The organism is Blastococcus sp. SYSU DS1021, assembly GCF_054050995.1.
On sequence record NZ_JBJHAL010000008.1, the window covers coordinates 84,371 to 101,519 of the forward strand.

Consider the following 17,149-nt stretch of genomic DNA (forward strand, 5'->3'; position numbering starts at 1 on the left):
AGTGATCCACCGTGGCTGCCGTGTGCGATGTGTGTGGCAAGGGCCCCGGTTTCGGTATGTCGGTGTCGCACTCGCACCGCCGCACGCCGCGCCGTTGGAACCCGAACATCCAGTCCGTGCGGGCGCTGATCGCCCCCGGCAACCGTCGCCGGATCAACGCGTGCACCTCGTGCATCCGCGCCGGCAAGGTCGCCCGCGCCTGACGCCGGGCCCCCGCGGGGGCTCGTGAACCACCACCGAGGAGCCCCGGAGGTCGTCGACCTCCGGGGCTCCTCGCGTGCACCTCAGCGCCCGATGCCGCGTCCCCGCGCCGCGGTCACCACCAGATCCACGACGGTGTCCAGCGGGAGCTCGGTGCTGTCCACGACCAGGTGGTAGTGGCCGGCCGCGGCCGGGTCGCAGCGGTAGAAGTGCCGCACGTACGCCTCCCGCGCCCGGTCGTTGGCGGCCATCTCGCGCGCCACCTCCTCGCGGGGCCGCCCCGACCGCGCGACCGCCGCGGCCAGCCGCCGGTCCCGCGGCCCGTCGAGCCGGACGTGCAACGCGTCGGTCCGGTCCCGCAGCACCATCGCCGCGGCGCGGCCGAGCACCACCCCGCCGCCACCCGCCGCGATCTCGGCGAGCACCCGCTCGGTCTGCTCCCGGTAGGCCCGCGCGTCGGGCAGCGGCGCCCCGGGCACGACCCCGCCCACCGGGTCGGGCATCGTCCCCAGCGAGGCGACCAACCGCCAGAGTCCGCGCACGACCGTCTCGTCGTTGGCCTCGGCCTCCTCCACCGGCACCCCCAGCCGTCCGGCCACCTGGGCGGGGATCGCCCGGTCGTGGAACGGCAGGCCCAGCTGCGCGGCCACGGCAGGCCCGACCTCCGCTCCCGCGGCGCCGTAGGGCGCCGAGATGGTCACGATGCCCACGTCGCCTCCTCCCCGCTCCCGGGGAGCGGCAGGTCCTTGCCGAGGAACACGGCCTCCGGCGAGCAGGCGTAGACCCCGTACCCCTGGACGGGGTCGTAGCCCAGCTCCCGGTACAGCGCGACCGCCTCCGGCTGCCGCTGGCCCGTGTTGAGCACCACCGACCGGTGGCCGGCTCGGGCGGCGGTGGCCTCCAGCTCCGCCATGAGCACCTGCGCGAGCCCGCGGCGGCGGAACGCGGGCGCCACGTAGACCCGCTTGATCTCCACACCGCCCGGCGGGTAGACGCGCCACGCTCCGCACCCCGCCGCCGCGCCGTTCATCTCGGCCACGAGGAAGAGCCCGGCCGGCGGCAGGAACTCGGCGGGGTCGACGACGGCCTCGTCCCGGCCGCCGTACCGGCGCACGTACTCCTGCTGGACGGCCTCGACCAGCTCCTGCGCCACGGGGTCGTCGTAGGGCACCGGCCGCAGCCGGGCCACCGATCCGTCCCGCAGCACCCGGTCAGCCGAAGTGGACATGCCCCGCCCGCTCCGCTCCCAGGGCCGCCAGCACGTCCGCGGCGGCCACCCCGTCCACCCGCACCCCCGGCCGTGGCTTGCCCGGGCGCACGACGCCGATCGCCGTCCACCCCGGCGGGAGCGCCACCTTCCGCGGGAACGTGGCCACCAGCGCGTGGTCCTCCCCACCGGTGAGCACCCACACCAGCGGGTCCACGCCCAGCGCCGACCCCACCTGCTGCAGCGGCCCCACGGGCTCCAGGCACGCCTCCGCGAGGGCGCCGCGGTCCAGGTCCATGACGACGCCGCTCGCCTCGGCCAGGTGCCCGGCGTCGGCCAGCAGCCCGTCGCTCACGTCGCACATCGCGGTGGCACCGGCGTCGGCCGCCACCGGACCCGACACGTACGGCGGGGTCGGGCGGCGGTGCGCGTGCACGACGGCCAGCGGGCTGGTGAACCCCCGGCGCAGCACCGCGAGGCCGGCCGCCGACCACCCCAGCCGCCCGGCCAGCGCCACCACGTCGCCGGGACGGGCGCCCGAGCGCAGCACCGGCGCCCGTCCCCCGAGGTCGCCCAGCGCGGTCACCGACACGACGATGCCGGCGCTGTCGGGGGCGGACGCCACCGTGTCCCCGCCGACTACGGCTGCCCCCGAGCCCGCGCACTCCTCCGCCAGGCCGGTGGCGAGCCCCTCCAGCCAGCTGGTGGGGGTGTCCGGCGGGCAGGCCAGCCCGACCACCAGCGCCGTCGTCCGGGCGCCCATCGCGGCGACGTCGGCCAGGTTGGCCGCGGCCGCTTTGTGCCCGACGTCCTCCGCCGAGGACCAGTCCCGCCGGAAGTGCCGGCCCTCCACGAGGACGTCGGTTGTCACCACGACGCGCTGGTCGGGCGTGCGCAGCACCGCGGCGTCGTCGCCGGGGCCGACGTCGGCCGCCGGGGCGGTGCCGGACCGGGCCAGCACGCGGGAGATCACGCCGAACTCCCCGACGACCCGCACGGTGTCGGCCGGATCACCGCGCGGGACCAGGGGACGGGGTCGGCTCATCGATGCTCTCCAGTCACTGCGGTAGGTTGCCGACGAGTCCGCCAGCCGGCGGGGACGACGTCTCGGCACTGTTGCCGGAGGAAGGATCTCCCGTGGTCCACGCCTACATCCTCATCCAGACCGAAGTCGGCAAGGCCGCCCAGGTCGCCTCGACGATCAGCGAGATCAGCGGCGTCACGAAGGCCGAGGACGTCACCGGCCCGTACGACGTCATCGTGCGCGCCGAGGCGGACACCGTCGACGAGCTCGGTCGGCTGGTGGTCGCCCGGGTGCAGTCGGTCGACGGGATCACCCGGACGCTGACCTGCCCGGTCGTCAACATCTGAGCGCTCGCCCCGTGGACCCGCTGCGCCGGGCCGCGATCCTGATCACGGCGATCACGCTGCCGGTGGTGATCGCGCTCGTCGTGCTGGTCAACGTGCGCGGCGAGGAGCCGGCCTCCGCACCGGAGGGCCCGGCCGAGATCGAGGGCGCCGCCCCGGTCCGTCCCGAGGACCTCCCGGTGCTCGAGGTGGACACACCGGAGATCACCCCCGAGGCCGAGGCGCACTGCCCCGCGCTGATGGAGAACCTGCCGCTGGAGCTGGCCGGGGAGCCGTCGCGCCGGGTGCGGTCCGAGAGCCCCTTCGTCTACGCCTGGGGCGAACCGGCTGCGGTCCTCACCTGCGGCGTCCAGCGGCCGGAGGGGTGGACCGTCGGCGCGTCGGCCATCCAGATCAACGGTGTCCAGTGGCACGTCGACACCAGCGACCCCGACGCCACGGTCTGGACGGCGGTGGACCGCCCGGTCTACGTCGAGATGCGGCTGCCCGCCGGCGTCGACAGCGCACCGGTCACGGCGCTGACCGTGCCGCTGGCCGAGGCGCTCCCCTACCAGGAGCCGACACCCGGCCCCTGAGCCCGCAGGAGCGCTCACCCGGGCGGCAGCAGGTCCAGCTGCGTCTCCAGCACGGCGCCGACCTCCCGCACCGCATCGGGGACCGATCCGGCCACGGCGGTCACCGACACGCTGAAGACGCCGTGCCAGCACCACGCGAAGGCCGCCGGGTCGACCAACCCCGCCGCCGGCACGGGCGCGTCCACGGTGAGCAGCCGGCAGTTGGCGGGCAGCTCGGGTGGGTCGACGCTGAGGACGCCCCCGTACAGCTCGGCGTCGTTGCGCGCCAGGTTCTCGGCGTAGGCCCGGGCACCGGCCCGCTGCTCGAACTGGTCGACGAACACGCCGGTCATCGGGCCGGACTCCCGGCCCCAGAAGCGCTCCCACCCGTACCGGTAGCCGTAGCTCTCCAGCACCGCGAGCTCGCGCTCCGGGTCGGGCGCGTAACCGGCGACGTCCTCCAGCCGCTTGGGTCCGGCCGGTGGCTCCAGCTCCTCGTCGCGCAGGCGCGGCAGCCCCGAGGGCACCTCCCGGACGATGAGCTCCTCGAGCTCCGCCGGGGAGGACGGCCGGTCCGACGGCGGCCCGGCGGTGGCGACGCCGTCGACCGTGCGCCCGCACCCGCTCAGCAGCGCGGCGGCGACCACGACCACGGGGACGACCCCGGACCGGGTGGCGGCCGCGTTCCGCGGAGCCGGCCGCCCCGCGGTCACCGGCCCGGCCGCGCACCGCCGGCGAGCGCCCCGCTCACCAGGCGGTCCACCAGGTCGGCGAAGTCCACGCCGGTGGCCGCCCACATGCGGGCGAACATCGAGATCGGGGTGAACCCCGGCATCGTGTTGACCTCGTTGATCACCAGACGGTCCGCGCCGTCGGGGCCGGTGCCGAGGAAGAAGTCGACCCGGGCCAGCCCGCGGCAGTCCAGGGCGAGGTAGGCGCGGCGCGCGGCGGCCTGCACCGCGGCGAGCTGCTCCGGGGTGAGGTCGGCCGGGATGTCGAACTCCGCGGCGTCGTCGAGGTACTTGGCCGCGAAGTCGTACCAGTCGACGCCCGGCCGCAGCCGGATCTCGGCGGGCAGGCTCGCCTCGGGCAGCCCCGAGCCGCGGGCGGCGAGGACGCCGCACTCGATCTCCCGACCGGGGACGGCCGCCTCCACGATCACCTTCGGGTCCACCGCGGCGGCCGCCGCGACGGCCGCCGGGAACTGCGCCCAGTCGGTGACCTTGCTGATGCCGATGCTGGACCCGGCCCGGGCCGGCTTCACGAAGACCGGCAGGCCGAGGCGCTCCCGCCCGGCCTCGCTGAGCACCGCCGGGTCGGCGCAGACCGCGCCGTGCTCGTCGCGCAGGACGACGTGTTCGCCCTGCGGCAGGCCGGCCGCGGCCAGGAGCTTCTTGGTGAACTCCTTGTCCATGGAGGCGGCGCTGGCGAACACCCCCGAGCCCACGTAGGGCAGCCCGGTCATCTCCAGCAGCCCCTGGACCGTGCCGTCCTCGCCGAAGGCGCCGTGCAGGACCGGGAAGACGACGTCGACCTCGGTGAGCGCCCGGCCGACCGCCGCACCGGGCTCCAGGACGGCCAGCCCGCGCGCCTCCGGGTCACCGACCAGCGAGACCGCCGTGCCGCCGGTGACCTCGGGCAGCGCGCCGTCGGTGAGGGCGAGCTGCTGGCCGGCGTCGGGGAGCACCCAGCGCCCGTCCTTGGCGATGCCGACGGGGACGACCTCGTAGCGGTCCGGGTCGAGCGCGGCCATCACGCTGCCGGCGGAGATGCAGGAGATGGCGTGCTCCTCGCTGCGCCCCCCGAAGACGACGGCCACCCGCACCTTGCCCTGCTGTCCGCTCATTGCCGCGACCCTAACCGAGGCCGCGTTCCGGGCCCCGCCGCGTCGTCGGTGCACGGCTCGGCCCGCCGGGTCGAGCGTGGTGTGGCAGCCTCGTCGCCGTGCACGACGACCCAGCCCACCAGACCGCACCCGGGGCGGTGCGCACCAGCGACGGGACCGGGCACTCCCGGCGCCTGCGCCTGGCCGGCGCGGCGGTGCACCTGTACACCGCCAGCGGCTCGGTGCTCGGGCTGCTCATCGTCCTGGCCGCCTTCGACGGCGCCGTGGAGACGGCCCTGTGGCTGATCCTCGCGACGCTGTTCGTCGACGGCACGGACGGGATGCTGGCCCGGCGCACCCGGGTCAAGCAGACGATCCCCTGGTTCGACGGCGCCCGGATGGACGACATCGTCGACTACCTGACGTACGTCTTCGCACCCGTCGTGCTGCTCTGGACGACCGACCGGCTGCCCGGCGGCGCCCTCGGCTGGGTCCTGGCCGCGCTACCGCTGCTCGCCTCCTGCTACCAGTTCTGCCGGACCGACGCGAAGACCGAGGACCACTACTTCCTCGGCTTCCCCAGCTACTGGAACGTGGTCGCGTTCTACGCGATCATCCTGGACGTCGGCACCACCGGTGTCGGCATCGCGCTCGCGGTCCTGACGGTGCTGGTCTTCGTGCCGGTCAAGTACGTCTACCCGTCCCGCACCAAGCTGCTCCGGGGGCTGAACCTGGGGCTGGCGACGGTCTGGCTGGTCGCCTCCGCGGTGCTGGTCGTCCAGTACCCCGACCCGCACCCGCTGGTGGTCGCGCTGAGCATGGCCTACCTCGCCTACTACTTCGGCGTCAGCATCTGGCTCACCGTCGCGGGCAACCGCCGCCGGTCGTCGTCAGCCGAGGGCGTCGAGCGCGTGGGATAGGTCGGCGACCAGGTCGGCGGTGTCCTCGATCCCGCAGGACAGCCGCACGAAGCCCGCGGGCACCGCGTCCCCACCCCACTGCGCGCGCCGGTCGATCGTGCTGTGCACACCGCCGAAGCTCGTCGCCGCGGCCCACAGCCGGCTCTCCGCCAGCAGCCGGGCGACCGCGGTCTCGTCGGCCAGCTCCGCGGACACCACGCCGTTCGGGCGCAGCATCTGGCGCGCGGCCAGCGCGAACGACGGGTCACCCTCGCGCCACGGCCAGCGCAGGTTCGTGACGGCCGGGTGCCCCGCCAGCAGCTCGGCGACCGCCGCCGCGTTCGCCGCCTGACGGGCCAGCCGGAGGTCCAGGGTGCTCATCGACCGGTGCCCGAGCCAGGCCTCGAACGGCCCCGGCGTGCTGCCGGTGCGGTCGCGGAAGCCCTTCACGGCCGCGTACAGCTCCTCGTCGGTCACGGTCACGTGCCCGAGCAGCACGTCGCTGTGGCCGGTGAGCGCCTTGGTGTCGCTGCCCACGGTGAGGTCGGCCCCCAGCGCCAGGGGACGCTGACCCAGCGGGGTGGCGGTGGTGTTGTCGACCGCGACCAGCGCGCCCGCGGCGTGGGCGGCCGCGGCCACGGCGGCGATGTCGCAGACGTCCAGCTGCGGGTTGCTCGGCGTCTCCAGCAGCACCATCCGGGCGCCCGCGAGCCCCCCGTCGGCGGCGACGCGCCCGATCTCCGGCGTGGGCACGTACTGCACCTCGATGCCGAAGCGGGCGAGCTCCTCGGCGGCCAGCAGGCGGGTCGTGTAGTACCCGTCCGACGGCAGCACGACTCGGTCACCGCTGCGGGTGGGGGCCAGCACGGCGGCGGTCAGCGCCGCCATCCCGGTGGCGAAGGACAGGCAGCGCCCGCCGTCGAGCTCCCCGACGGCGGACTCGAAGTGCCGGAGCGTCGGGTGCTCGGTCCGCGCGTAGGCGTCGTTCCCGCCCGCACGCGGGGGCTGGTCACCGAGGTGGAAGGGGGCGGCGAACACCGGCGAGGGCCGCATCGGCTCGCCCGGCGCCGCGGGCCCCTCCCCCCCGCGTACCGACCTGGTCCCGTCGCCCCATCCGCTGTCCACGTCCGCAGACTCCATCACTCCGGCTTCGCCTCGCGCGACATGATCTCGCGCACCATCCGGCCGGGCGCCTCGCCCTCGTGGCACACGCGGACGACCGCCTCGGTGATCGGCACGTCGATGCCGTGCGCCCGCGCGAGGTCGAGCACCGACCGGCAGCTCTTCACGCCCTCCGCCGTCTGCCGGGTGCTCTGCTGGACCTCCTCCACGGTCATGCCGCGGCCGAGCTTCTCGCCGAAGGTGCGGTTGCGCGACAGCGGCGAGCTGCAGGTGGCCACCAGGTCCCCCAGCCCCGCCAGCCCCGCGAAGGTGGTCAGCTCGGCGCCCAGCGCGATGCCCAGCCGGGCGGTCTCGGCCAGCCCGCGGGTGATGAGCGAGGCGCGGGTGTTGTCCCCGAAGCCGAGCCCCTCGGCGATACCGCAGGCCAGGGCGATGACGTTCTTCACCGCTCCGCCCAGCTCGCAGCCGACGACGTCGGGGTTGGTGTAGGGGCGGAAGTACCGGGTGTGGCACGCCGCCTGGAGCACCGCGGCGCGGTCGGGGTCCGAGCACGCGATCACCGTGGCGGCCGGCTGCTCCTCGGCGATCTCCCGGGCCAGGTTCGGGCCCGACAACGCCGCGACGTGCGCAGCCGGGGAGCCGGTGATCTCGCAGATCACCTCGCTCATCCGCATGGTCGTGCCCAGCTCGATGCCCTTCATGAGCGAGAGCAGCGTGGCGTCCGGCGGCAGCAGCCCCCGCCAGGCCGTGAGGTTGCCGCGCAGCGACTGCGAGGGGACCGCGAGCACGACGACGTCGGCGTCGTCCAGTGCCTCGGCCGGGTCGACGGTCGCCCGCAGCCGGTCGGGCAGGCGCACACCCGGCAGGTAGTCGGGGTTCTCCCGCGTGTCGGTGATGGCATCGACGAGCTCCGGCCGCCGCGCGTGGAGCCGGACGTCGCAGCCGGCGTCGGCGAGCACCTTGGCGAACGTCGTGCCCCAGGAACCGGCGCCCAGGACCGCCGCCCGGGTCACGCGGCGCTCCCGGGCAGGTCGCCGTGCCGCTCCCGGCGGGGAGCGGGGTGGACCACGCGCGGCGCGGGCTCCCCGCGCAGCTCGGCCAGCTGGTCGCGGACCCGGGACATCATCTGCTCCGTCGTCTCCCGCAGCAGCGCGGGCTCCAGGGGGCGGCCGGCGCGCACCTCGGCCCGCGCCGCGGAGAGGTCGATCGGCTCGCCCACGAGGTAGTGGGTGGGCGTGCGGAGCCGCAGGTGCAGCTTCTTGGTGTGGTAGTCGTGCACCCGCTGCGGCCCCCACTGGGCGACCGGGACGACCACGGCGTCGGTGGTGAGCGCCAGATGGGCCGCCCCCGTGCGCGCCTGCATGGGCCACCAGTCGGGGTCCCGGGTCACCGAGCCCTCCGGGTACACCACCACGATGTTGCCCGCATGCAGATCGGCCTCCGCCGCCGCGAGCGCGCCGCGGGCGGCGCTGGAGAACCGGGCGACGGGGATCTGCCCGGCCGCCCGCAGGATCGTGCCGGCCAGCCCCCTGAAGACCGCCTCCTTGGCCAGGAAGTGCGGGATCCGACCGCGGTCGAACACCAGGCGGGCGCAGGCCAGCGGGTCCAGCACCGACACGTGGTTGACCACCAGGAGCACCGGCCCGGTGACCGGGATGCGCTCGGCGTGGTGGTAGCGCAGCCGGAAGATCAGGGCGGACACCGGGTAGATCACCACGATGCACAGCCACAGCGGGAAGGAGATGCGCCCCCGGGTGCGCCACTTGGCGGCGCGGCGGGCACCGGGTGCGCGCACCGGTCCGCCCGCGCTCGTCCCGCGCGGGGACGTCTCGTCCGACACCGGCTCCCCTCCCTGTCCTGTGAGCCAGCCCATGATCGACCCGTGCGGCCGCCGGGGGAGCACCGGGTCCCGGCCGACGGGGTCCCGGGTCACCGTGTGCTGACATTGTCGTCGTGTCCAGGTGGTCGGTCGTGGTCCCGGCGAAGCGCCTCGCCGCCGCCAAGACCCGGCTGCGGCCGCTCACCGGCGTCCCCGGCGGCGACCACGGCGCCCTGGTCCTCGCCCTGCTGGCCGACACCGTGGCCGCGGCGCTGGCCTGCGAGCGGGTCGGGTCGGTGGTGGTCGTCACCGACGAGCCGGTGGCCGCCGACCTGGTGCGCGGGCTGGGCGCCCGCGCGGTGCCCGACGAACCGGACGGCGGCCTGAACCCCGCGCTCGAGCACGGCGCCGGGAGCGCTCCCGGGGACGCCGTCGCCGCGCTCTCCTCCGACCTGCCCGCCCTCCGCCCGGTGGAGCTGGCGGCGGCGCTGGCGGAGGCGGAGGCGGCGCCCCGCTGCTTCGTGGCCGATGCCCAGGGAACGGGCACCACCCTGCTGACCGCCGTCGGCACGCCGTTGCGCCCGCGCTTCGGCCGCGGCTCCGCCGCAGCCCACCAGGCCGGCGGCGCGGTTCGGCTCACCGGCGCCTGGCCCGGCCTGCGCCGCGACGTCGACGTCCCCGCGGACCTCCGGGCAGCGCTGGCGCTGGGGGCCGGACCACGCACGTCCGCGCTGGTGCGGGGGTCGTCCTCGCTCGCCATCCGGGTCCGTACGGCACGATGAGGGAGTGGCAACAGAGAGCGCTCCCCGGACCGATGCCCTCCCCGTCGACCGCTACCTGAACCGAGAACTGTCCTGGCTGGACTTCAACGCCCGCGTGCTGGAGCTCGCCGAGGACGACTCGCTGCCGCTGCTGGAGCGGGTGAAGTTCCTCGCGATCTTCGCCAGCAACCTGGACGAGTTCTACATGGTGCGCATCGCCGGTCTGAAGCGCCGGCAGAGCACCGGTCTCACCGTCCGCTCGCCCGACGGGCTGACCATCCGCGAGCAGCTGGAGCGGGTGACCGCCCGCACGCAGGAGCTGGTGCAGCGGCACTCCGACGTCTTCAACAAGGACGTGCTGCCCCGCCTCGAGGAGGCCGGCATCCGGATCGTCCACTGGGACGACCTGGACGAGGACGCGATGCGCCGGCTCCGGGACTACTTCCGCGACCAGGTGTTCCCGGTGCTGACCCCGCTGGCCGTCGACCCCGCGCACCCGTTCCCGTACATCAGCGGCCTGTCGCTGAACCTCGCGGTGTCGGTGCACGACCCGGACACCAACGCCCCCCGCTTCGCGCGGCTCAAGGTGCCCAACAACGTGCCGCGCTTCGTGTCGGTCACCTCGCAGGACGACACCGTCATCTTCCTGCCCCTCGAGGACCTGATCGCCGCCCACCTGCCCCAGCTCTTCCCGGGGCTCGACGTGCTCGACCACCACTTCTTCCGCGTCACCCGCAACGCCGACGTGGAGGTCGAGGAGGACCGCGACGAGGACCTGCTGCAGGCGCTGGAGCGGGAGCTCGCCCGGCGCCGGTTCGGCCCCGCGGTCCGCCTCGAGGTCGCCGAGCCGATGGACCCCCGGATCCTCGAGGTGCTCGTCTCCGAGCTCGAGGTCTCCCCGGACGACGTCGTGCACGTGCCGGGGCTGCTCGACCTGGCCTCGCTCACGGCTCTCTACGACCTGGACCGGCCGGAGCTCAAGGACGAGCCGTTCGTCCCGACCACCCACCCGCGGCTGAGCGAGGGCGAGACGCCGAAGAGCGTCTTCGCCACGCTCCGCGAGGGCGACGTCCTGGTGCACCACCCCTACCACTCGTTCGCCACCAGCGTGCAGCGGTTCATCGAGCAGGCGGCCGCCGACCCGAACGTGCTGGCGATCAAGCAGACGCTGTACCGGACCTCGGGCGACTCCCCCATCGTCAACGCGCTGATCGAGGCGGCGGAGGCCGGCAAGCAGGTCGTGGTCCTGGTGGAGATCAAGGCCCGGTTCGACGAGGAGGCCAACATCAGCTGGGCGCGCTCGCTGGAGCGGGCCGGCTGCCACGTCGTGTACGGACTGGTCGGGCTGAAGACGCACTGCAAGACGGCGCTGGTCGTGCGCCGCGAGCAGGGCGTGATCCGCCGCTACTGCCACATCGGCACCGGCAACTACAACCCGAAGACGGCGCGGATCTACGAGGACCTGGGCATCCTCACCGCCGACCCGCGGGTGGGCGCGGACCTCACCGACCTGTTCAACGTCCTCACCGGCTACTCGCGGCAGACCAACTACCGCACGCTCATGGTGGCGCCGCACAGCATCCGCAACGGGCTCATCGAGAAGATCCGCCGCGAGGCGCGGAACGCGCGCGAGGGACGCCCCTCGGGCATCCGCATCAAGGCGAACTCCATCGTCGACGAGCGCCTCATCGACGCCCTCTACGAGGCCTCGCAGGCCGGTGTGCCGGTGGAGCTGTTCGTCCGCGGGATCTGCGCGCTGCGACCGGGCGTGGCCGGGATGTCGGAGACGATCCGGGTGCGCTCGATCGTCGGCCGGTTCCTCGAGCACTCCCGGGTGATCTCCTTCCTCAACGGCGGGGACCCGGAGTGGTGGATCGGCAGCGCAGACCTCATGCACCGCAACCTCGACCGCAGGGTCGAGGTGCTGCTGCGGGTCTGCGACGAGGCGGCCCGCAGGCAGCTGGAGGAGACCCTGCGCCCGGCCATGGAGCCGGGGGTGCGGTGCTGGGAGCTGCGCAGCGACGGGCAGTGGGACCGGCTGGACGGGCGGGACTACCAGGCAGAGCTGATGCACCGGATCCATGAGCTCGCCGGCTGAGCGGCGACCGATCGCGGCCGCCGGCGGCGTCGTGTGGCGCCCGGCCGGGGACGACGGCATCGAGATCGCCGTGGTCCACCGGCCCCGCTACGACGACTGGTCGCTGCCGAAGGGGAAGCTCGACGCCGGTGAGCACGCCCTGGCCGCCGCGTGCCGCGAGGTGGTCGAGGAGACCGGGCTGCGCATCGTCGCCGGACGCCGGGGCCCGACGACCCAGTACGCGGTCGACGGCGTGCCCAAGCACGTCGACTACTGGCTGATGCGGTGCGTGGGGGGCTCCTTCGGCGCCAACGACGAGGTGGACGAGCTGCGCTGGCTCGCCCCCGACGACGCCGCCGCGCTCGTCACCCACGAGCACGACCGGCTGGTGATCGCCGACGCCGCCCGCACCGACGTGCCGCGCGAGGTGGGCCTGCTGCTGGTGCGGCACGGCCGCGCCGGCAGCAAGCAGGAGTTCGGCGGCCCGGACGAGCTGCGGCCGCTGGATGACAAGGGCCGGCGGCAGGCCGAGCAGCTGGCCGACGCCCTGACGTGGTTCGCCCCGGACGAGGTGTTCAGCACCCCGAAGGTGCGCTGCACGCAGACGGTGGAGCCGCTGGCCGAGCGGCTGGCCGTGGACGTGCGGCCGTCACCCCGGATGGGCGAGGAGTCCTTCGCCGACGACCCGCAGGCGGGGATGGCGCTCGTGGCGGAGCTGCTGGAGCGCCCCGGGGCGACGGTGCTGTGCAGCCAGGGCGGGGTGATCCCCTCGGTGCTGCAGACGCTCGGGGTGCACGGCCACGGTGTCCGCGGCCTGGTCCCGCCGGCCGCCAAGGGCAGCGTCTGGGCCCTCGGCGGCCGGCCGGGCGCGCTGGTCGCGGACTACTACCGCGACTTCGAGCCCGACCCGGACGCCCCGCTGCCTCAGCGCGCGGGCAGCGCCGCCGGGAGCCAGGCCGGGCGCGCCGCCTCGTAGGCCTCGATGTCGTCGAGGTGCCGCTCGGTGAGGCCGACGTCGTCGAGCCCCTCCAGCAGCCGCCACCGGGTGTAGTCGTCGATCTCGAACGGCACCGCCACGTCGCCGTACGTCACCTGCTTCGCGCGCAGGTCGACCGTCACCGGTGTCGCCGGGTCGGCCTCGACCGCGGTCCACAGCGCCTCGACCTCGGCCTGCGGCAGCACGACGGTGAGCAGCCCCGACTTGGTCGAGTTGTTGCGGAAGATGTCGGCGAACCGGGAGCTGATGACGACGCGGAACCCACCGTCGAGCAGCGCCCAGTTGGCGTGCTCGCGGGAGGAGCCGGTGCCGAAGTCGGGGCCGGCCACCAGGATCGAGGCGTCGGCGTACTCGGGCTTGTTGAGCACGAAGTCCGGCTCGTTGGTCCGCCAGGCGATGAACAGCCCGTCCTCGAAGCCGGTGCGGGTGATCCGCTTGAGGTACTCGGCCGGGATGATCTGGTCGGTGTCGACGGCGCTGCGGCGCAGCGGCGCGGCGGTGCCGGTGTGCGTGGTGAAGGCGTCCATGGCTCAGGCTCCGATCAGGTCGGCGGGGGCGGTGAGGCGGCCGGTGAGCGCCGTGGCGGCAGCGACCGACGGCGAGACCAGGTGGGTGCGCCCGCCCTTGCCCTGGCGGCCCTGGAAGTTGCGGTTGCTGGTCGAGGCCGACCGCTCGCCGGGCTTGAGCTGGTCGGGGTTCATGCCCAGGCACATCGAGCAGCCCGCCCCCCGCCACTCGGCGCCGGCCTCGACGAAGACCTTGTCCAGGCCCTCGGCCTCGGCCTGCAGCTTCACGCCGACCGAGCCGGGAACGACGAGCATGCGGGTCTCCGGATCGATCTTCTTGCCCTGCAGGAAGGCCGCGGCGGTGCGCAGGTCCTCGATCCGGCCGTTGGTGCAGGACCCGAGGAACACGGTGTCGACCTTGATCTCGCGCAGCGGGGTGCCGGGGGTCAGCCCCATGTAGGCCAGCGCCTGCTCGGCGGCCCGCCGTTCGCCGTCGTCGTCGAACTGGGCCGGGTCGGGCACCACGCCGTCGATCGGCAGACCCTGGCCGGGGTTGGTGCCCCAGGTGACGAACGGCGTGAGCGTCGAGGCGTCCAGCGTCACCTCGCGGTCGAACACCGCCCCGTCGTCGGTGCGCAGCGTGCGCCAGTGCTCGACGGCGGCGTCCCAGTCGTCGCCCTGCGGGGCGTGCGGGCGGCCGCGCAGGAAGTCGAAGGTGGTCTGGTCGGGCGCGATGAGCCCCGCCTTCGCGCCGGCCTCGATCGACATGTTGCAGATGGTCATCCGGGCCTCCATCGAGAGCGCCTCGATGGCGCCGCCGCGGTACTCGATGACGTGTCCCGCCGCACCGTTGGTGCCGATCTGGGCGATGACGGCCAGGATGATGTCCTTCGCCGACACCCCCGGAGCGAGCTCGCCGTCGACGGTGACCGACATCTGCTTCGGCCGGTACTGCGGCAGGGTCTGCGTGGCCAGCACGTGCTCGACCTCGCTGGTGCCGATGCCGAAGGCCAGGGCGCCGAACGCTCCGTGCGTGGAGGTGTGGCTGTCGCCGCAGACGATGGTCATGCCGGGCTGGGTGAGCCCCAGCTGCGGGCCGATGACGTGCACGATGCCCTGGTCGCGGTCACCCATCGGGGCCAGCCGGATACCGAACTCGGCGGCGTTCCGGCGCAGCGCGTCGACCTGCGCACGGCTGATCGGGTCGGCGATCGGCTTGAGGATGTCCAGGGTCGGGACGTTGTGGTCCTCCGTGGCCATCGTCAGGTCGGGGCGACGCACGGTGCGCCCGGCGGCGCGCAGGCCGTCGAAGGCCTGCGGGCTGGTGACCTCGTGCACCAGGTGCAGGTCGATGTAGAGCAGGTCGGGCTCCCCCGACGTGCTGCGCACGACGTGGGCGTCGTAGACCTTCTCGGCCAGGGTCTTCGGCACGGGCGCGTCCCCTTCGGGTGACTGGTCGATCCCGAGTTGACTGTCTCAGTGTTCGGGATGCGAGTATTGCTGTGTGGGACAGCCTAACCCGGTCGCGGTTCTGGACAAAGCGGTGTCGATCCTGCACGCCGTCGCACAGGAACCGGCCACCCTCGCCGAGCTCGTCACGCGCACCGGCCTGCCCCGGGCCACCGCCCACCGGCTCGCCGTCGCCCTGGAGGGGCACCGCCTCGTCCGGCGCACCGACAGCGGCAGCTGGGCACCGGGTCCGGCGCTGGCGGAGCTCGGGCGGACGACCGCCGACATCGGCGAGATCGCCTCGCGTCACCTGGTCACGCTGCGGGACGCCACCGGCGAGAGCGCCCAGTTCTACGTCCGCGACGGCGCGACGCGCGTGTGCGTCGCCGCCGCCGAGCGGACCAGTGGCCTGCGCGACACCGTCCCGGTCGGCGCCCGACTGCCCATGACCGCGGGCTCGGCGGCGCACGCCCTGCTGGCGTTCATGCCCGCCGACGAGGTGACCCGCCTGCTGCCGTCGGCCAGCTTCACCGCCCGCACCCTGCTCGACGTGCGCCGCCGCGGCTGGGCGCACAGCGTGGCCGAGCGGGAGGCCGGCGTGGCGTCGCTGTCGGCCCCCGTCCGGGACGGCAACGGGTCCGTGCTGGGCGCCGTCTCGATCTCAGGGCCGGTGGAGCGCCTGGGCCGGCGCCCCAGCCCGGAGGTCATCGGCGCCGTGCTGGACGCCTCGGCGGCCATCGCCCGCGCCGCGCGCTGAGCTCGCCGGGAATCGCCGCCCGATCAGCGCCGACGGCCGGGCGCTCGACACCGTGGCCTACTAGTACGTAGATACGTATATTCGTCGTATGCAGCGCACCGGGTCCGCTCTCGTACGCACGCTCCGAGGTGCCCTCGCCGGCTTCGTCGTCGGCTTCGTCGTGGGCCTGCTGGTCCACGTCGTGGACGACGCCGCGGTCAACCCGTTCTTCTTCGGGTCGATCGGCATCGCGGTGGGCGCCGGGCTCGCCGGCGACCGGCCGCGGCGGGAGAACGACCGGCCGGTCGACGCACCATGACCGACGAGGACCGCTTCACCCGGATCGAGCAGCGCCTCGCCGCACTCGAGTCAGCCGCGGAGCGGGCCGGCCGGCAACCCGCGGCACCGGCGGAGACCGGGTCGCGGGAACGGTTCTGGGCGCTGGACGGCCTCGCCGAGGACGCGGCCGCCCTCCCCGGTGGCGCCGTCGTCTACGCGGGCTCGGTGCGCCTGCCCAGCGGGGAGCAGTACGCCTGGCAGCGCACGCACGGCGCGGAGGATGCGCTCGGCGACGGCTCGGCCGACGCGGAACTCGCCGGCGAGCTGTCCGCGCTGGCCCACGCGGTCCGGCTCCGGCTGCTGCGGGAGGTGCTGGGCGGGACCCGCACGACCGCCGGGCTCGCCGCGCTCCCGGGACTGGGCACGACCGGGCAGCTGCACCACCACCTCCGCCAGCTCACCGCAGCGGGGTGGCTCCGCGCCACCGCCCGCGGGAGCTGGGCCGTGCCCGCCGAGCGGGTGGTCCCGCTGCACGTCGTCCTCGCGGCGGTGTCGTCGTGAACCCGCGCGTCCTCGCGGCCCGGTGCCGCGCCCCGCTGGCACCGGCCGGCGTCCTGCTCATCGCCGTCGGCGGGAGCGGCGTGCCCGCGGCCGCCCTCGCCGGGTTCCTGCTCGTCGTCGGCTTCCTGGTGCTCGACCGGGTGCGGCCGCCCGAGCACCCGGTGACGGTGGTCGAGCCGCCGGTCGCGGGCCGGTGGCGGGCCGTCAACTCCCCCGCCTCCGGCGTGCCCTCGCACGGCACCAACGGGCTGGGCCAGACATGGGCCATCGACCTGGCGGCCGAGCCCGGCGACGGAGCGCGTCCCGCGTTCGGCTCCGGCGGTCAGTGGCGGCGGCCGACCGACTACCCGGCGTTCGGCCGGCCGGTGCGCTCCCCCGTCGACGGCCTGGTCGTGCGGGTCCACGACCGCCGTCGCGACCACCGGGCGCGCAGCGGGTGGGTGTCCCTGATCTTCCTGCTGGTCGTCGAGGGCTTCGTACGCCAGGTGGCCGGCACGCGGTGGATGCTGGGCAACCACGTCGTCGTCCGCCGGGACGACGGCACCCATGCCGTCCTGGCCCACCTGCGCCGCGGCTCGGTGCGGGTGGCCGTCGGCGACCGCGTCGCGGCCGGGCAGCAGGTCGCGGAGTGCGGCAACTCCGGCAACAGCAGCGAACCGCACCTGCACGTCCAACTCACCGACTCCGCCCGGGTGGCCGCGTCCTGCGGACGCCCGATGGCCTTCCGCGCGGCGGCGCCGGACGGCTCCGACGGGCTCCCGGGCAACGACGAGCTGCTCCAGGTCTGA

21 protein-coding genes are annotated in these 17,149 nt (G+C 74.7%); 11 read left to right on the forward strand and 10 right to left on the reverse strand.

Annotation, left to right across the window (positions count from 1 at the left end; all coding sequences use genetic code 11):
- The first annotated feature begins 20 nt into the window (after positions 1 to 20).
- Positions 21 to 203 carry a 50S ribosomal protein L28 gene (gene rpmB / locus ACI8AP_RS08090; RefSeq protein WP_454970731.1) on the forward strand — a complete coding sequence of 61 codons (183 nt, stop codon included), beginning with the start codon at positions 21 to 23 and terminating at the stop codon, positions 201 to 203.
- A gap of 81 nt (positions 204 to 284) precedes the next feature.
- On the opposite strand, the gene ACI8AP_RS08095 is transcribed toward rpmB, so the two are convergent.
- Genes ACI8AP_RS08095 through ACI8AP_RS08105 form a run of 3 tightly spaced genes read right to left on the reverse strand, consistent with a single transcriptional unit; the run spans position 285 to position 2,453 of the window.
- Positions 285 to 911: a cytidylate kinase-like family protein gene (locus tag ACI8AP_RS08095; RefSeq protein WP_456588826.1), complete on the reverse strand. Its 627-nt coding sequence runs from the start codon at positions 909 to 911 to the stop codon at positions 285 to 287.
- Positions 899 to 1,429, reverse strand: coding sequence for a GNAT family N-acetyltransferase (locus tag ACI8AP_RS08100; protein WP_456588827.1), 531 nt, complete (start codon positions 1,427 to 1,429; stop codon positions 899 to 901). Before ACI8AP_RS08100 ends, ACI8AP_RS08095 begins: the two co-directional genes overlap by 13 nt.
- Positions 1,413 to 2,453: a thiamine-phosphate kinase gene (locus ACI8AP_RS08105; RefSeq protein WP_456588828.1), complete on the reverse strand. Its 1,041-nt coding sequence runs from the start codon at positions 2,451 to 2,453 to the stop codon at positions 1,413 to 1,415. Before ACI8AP_RS08105 ends, ACI8AP_RS08100 begins: the two co-directional genes overlap by 17 nt.
- A gap of 92 nt (positions 2,454 to 2,545) precedes the next feature.
- Between ACI8AP_RS08105 and ACI8AP_RS08110 the strand changes: the two genes are divergently transcribed.
- Together ACI8AP_RS08110 and ACI8AP_RS08115 are read left to right on the forward strand one after the other, a co-directional pair.
- Complete coding sequence (locus tag ACI8AP_RS08110; RefSeq protein WP_224500414.1) at positions 2,546 to 2,779, forward strand: Lrp/AsnC ligand binding domain-containing protein; 234 nt, start codon at positions 2,546 to 2,548, stop codon at positions 2,777 to 2,779.
- 11 nt (positions 2,780 to 2,790) lie between these two features.
- Entirely contained in the window at positions 2,791 to 3,351 is a 561-nt protein-coding gene (locus ACI8AP_RS08115) for a DUF3515 domain-containing protein (protein WP_456588829.1), read from the forward strand.
- Between the two features lie 14 nt (positions 3,352 to 3,365).
- Here the strand turns inward: ACI8AP_RS08115 and ACI8AP_RS08120 are convergent, their stop codons facing one another.
- Both ACI8AP_RS08120 and ACI8AP_RS08125 read right to left on the reverse strand, forming a co-directional pair.
- Entirely contained in the window at positions 3,366 to 4,043 is a 678-nt protein-coding gene (locus tag ACI8AP_RS08120; protein WP_456588830.1) for a hypothetical protein, read from the reverse strand.
- The gene (locus tag ACI8AP_RS08125) at positions 4,040 to 5,176 is read right to left on the reverse strand and encodes a D-alanine--D-alanine ligase family protein (RefSeq protein WP_456588831.1); all 1,137 of its coding nucleotides are present in this window, start codon (positions 5,174 to 5,176) and stop codon (positions 4,040 to 4,042) included. Before ACI8AP_RS08125 ends, ACI8AP_RS08120 begins: the two co-directional genes overlap by 4 nt.
- Before the next feature lie 98 nt (positions 5,177 to 5,274).
- Between ACI8AP_RS08125 and ACI8AP_RS08130 the strand changes: the two genes are divergently transcribed.
- Entirely contained in the window at positions 5,275 to 6,075 is an 801-nt protein-coding gene (locus ACI8AP_RS08130) for a CDP-alcohol phosphatidyltransferase family protein (protein ID WP_456588832.1), read from the forward strand.
- Here ACI8AP_RS08130 and ACI8AP_RS08135 read toward each other — a convergent pair.
- Genes ACI8AP_RS08135 through ACI8AP_RS08145 form a run of 3 tightly spaced genes read right to left on the reverse strand, consistent with a single transcriptional unit; the run spans position 6,046 to position 9,016 of the window.
- Positions 6,046 to 7,179: a cystathionine gamma-lyase gene (locus tag ACI8AP_RS08135; protein ID WP_456588833.1), complete on the reverse strand. Its 1,134-nt coding sequence runs from the start codon at positions 7,177 to 7,179 to the stop codon at positions 6,046 to 6,048. The two genes, ACI8AP_RS08130 and ACI8AP_RS08135, sit on opposite strands and share 30 nt — an antisense overlap.
- A 14-nt stretch (positions 7,180 to 7,193) precedes the next feature.
- The gene (locus tag ACI8AP_RS08140; RefSeq protein ID WP_456588834.1) at positions 7,194 to 8,189 is read right to left on the reverse strand and encodes an NAD(P)H-dependent glycerol-3-phosphate dehydrogenase; all 996 of its coding nucleotides are present in this window, start codon (positions 8,187 to 8,189) and stop codon (positions 7,194 to 7,196) included.
- Complete coding sequence (locus tag ACI8AP_RS08145) at positions 8,186 to 9,016, reverse strand: lysophospholipid acyltransferase family protein (RefSeq protein WP_456588835.1); 831 nt, start codon at positions 9,014 to 9,016, stop codon at positions 8,186 to 8,188. Before ACI8AP_RS08145 ends, ACI8AP_RS08140 begins: the two co-directional genes overlap by 4 nt.
- Before the next feature lie 113 nt (positions 9,017 to 9,129).
- On the opposite strand from ACI8AP_RS08145, the gene cofC reads away from it, so the two are divergent.
- The 3 genes from cofC to ACI8AP_RS08160 are packed head-to-tail and all read left to right on the forward strand — an operon-like array spanning position 9,130 to position 12,809.
- Positions 9,130 to 9,777: a 2-phospho-L-lactate guanylyltransferase gene (gene cofC / locus ACI8AP_RS08150; protein WP_456588836.1), complete on the forward strand. Its 648-nt coding sequence runs from the start codon at positions 9,130 to 9,132 to the stop codon at positions 9,775 to 9,777.
- Positions 9,778 to 9,781: 4 nt separating this feature from the next.
- Positions 9,782 to 11,854 (forward strand): RNA degradosome polyphosphate kinase, encoded by a 2,073-nt coding sequence (locus ACI8AP_RS08155; protein WP_456588837.1) that lies wholly within the window; start codon positions 9,782 to 9,784, stop codon positions 11,852 to 11,854.
- Positions 11,838 to 12,809, forward strand: a complete 972-nt coding sequence (locus ACI8AP_RS08160) for an NUDIX hydrolase (RefSeq protein WP_456588838.1) — start codon at positions 11,838 to 11,840, stop codon at positions 12,807 to 12,809. The genes ACI8AP_RS08155 and ACI8AP_RS08160 overlap by 17 nt, the downstream gene beginning before the upstream one ends.
- Here the strand turns inward: ACI8AP_RS08160 and leuD are convergent.
- On the reverse strand, positions 12,758 to 13,357 hold the full coding sequence (leuD, locus tag ACI8AP_RS08165; protein WP_456588839.1) for a 3-isopropylmalate dehydratase small subunit: 600 nt from the start codon (positions 13,355 to 13,357) through the stop codon (positions 12,758 to 12,760). The two genes, ACI8AP_RS08160 and leuD, sit on opposite strands and share 52 nt — an antisense overlap.
- Before the next feature lie 3 nt (positions 13,358 to 13,360).
- Complete coding sequence (gene leuC, locus ACI8AP_RS08170) at positions 13,361 to 14,767, reverse strand: 3-isopropylmalate dehydratase large subunit (RefSeq protein WP_456588840.1); 1,407 nt, start codon at positions 14,765 to 14,767, stop codon at positions 13,361 to 13,363.
- Between the two features lie 112 nt (positions 14,768 to 14,879).
- Between leuC and ACI8AP_RS08175 the strand changes: the two genes are divergently transcribed.
- The 4 genes from ACI8AP_RS08175 (at position 14,880) to ACI8AP_RS08190 (ending at position 17,149) form a co-directional block, all read left to right on the forward strand.
- Entirely contained in the window at positions 14,880 to 15,542 is a 663-nt protein-coding gene (locus tag ACI8AP_RS08175) for an IclR family transcriptional regulator (RefSeq protein WP_456588841.1), read from the forward strand.
- Positions 15,543 to 15,630: 88 nt separating this feature from the next.
- Complete coding sequence (locus ACI8AP_RS08180; protein WP_456588842.1) at positions 15,631 to 15,840, forward strand: hypothetical protein; 210 nt, start codon at positions 15,631 to 15,633, stop codon at positions 15,838 to 15,840.
- Positions 15,837 to 16,361, forward strand: a complete 525-nt coding sequence (locus ACI8AP_RS08185) for an ArsR/SmtB family transcription factor (RefSeq protein ID WP_456588843.1) — start codon at positions 15,837 to 15,839, stop codon at positions 16,359 to 16,361. Before ACI8AP_RS08180 ends, ACI8AP_RS08185 begins: the two co-directional genes overlap by 4 nt.
- Positions 16,358 to 17,149: a M23 family metallopeptidase gene (locus ACI8AP_RS08190; protein WP_456588844.1), complete on the forward strand. Its 792-nt coding sequence runs from the start codon at positions 16,358 to 16,360 to the stop codon at positions 17,147 to 17,149. The genes ACI8AP_RS08185 and ACI8AP_RS08190 overlap by 4 nt, the downstream gene beginning before the upstream one ends.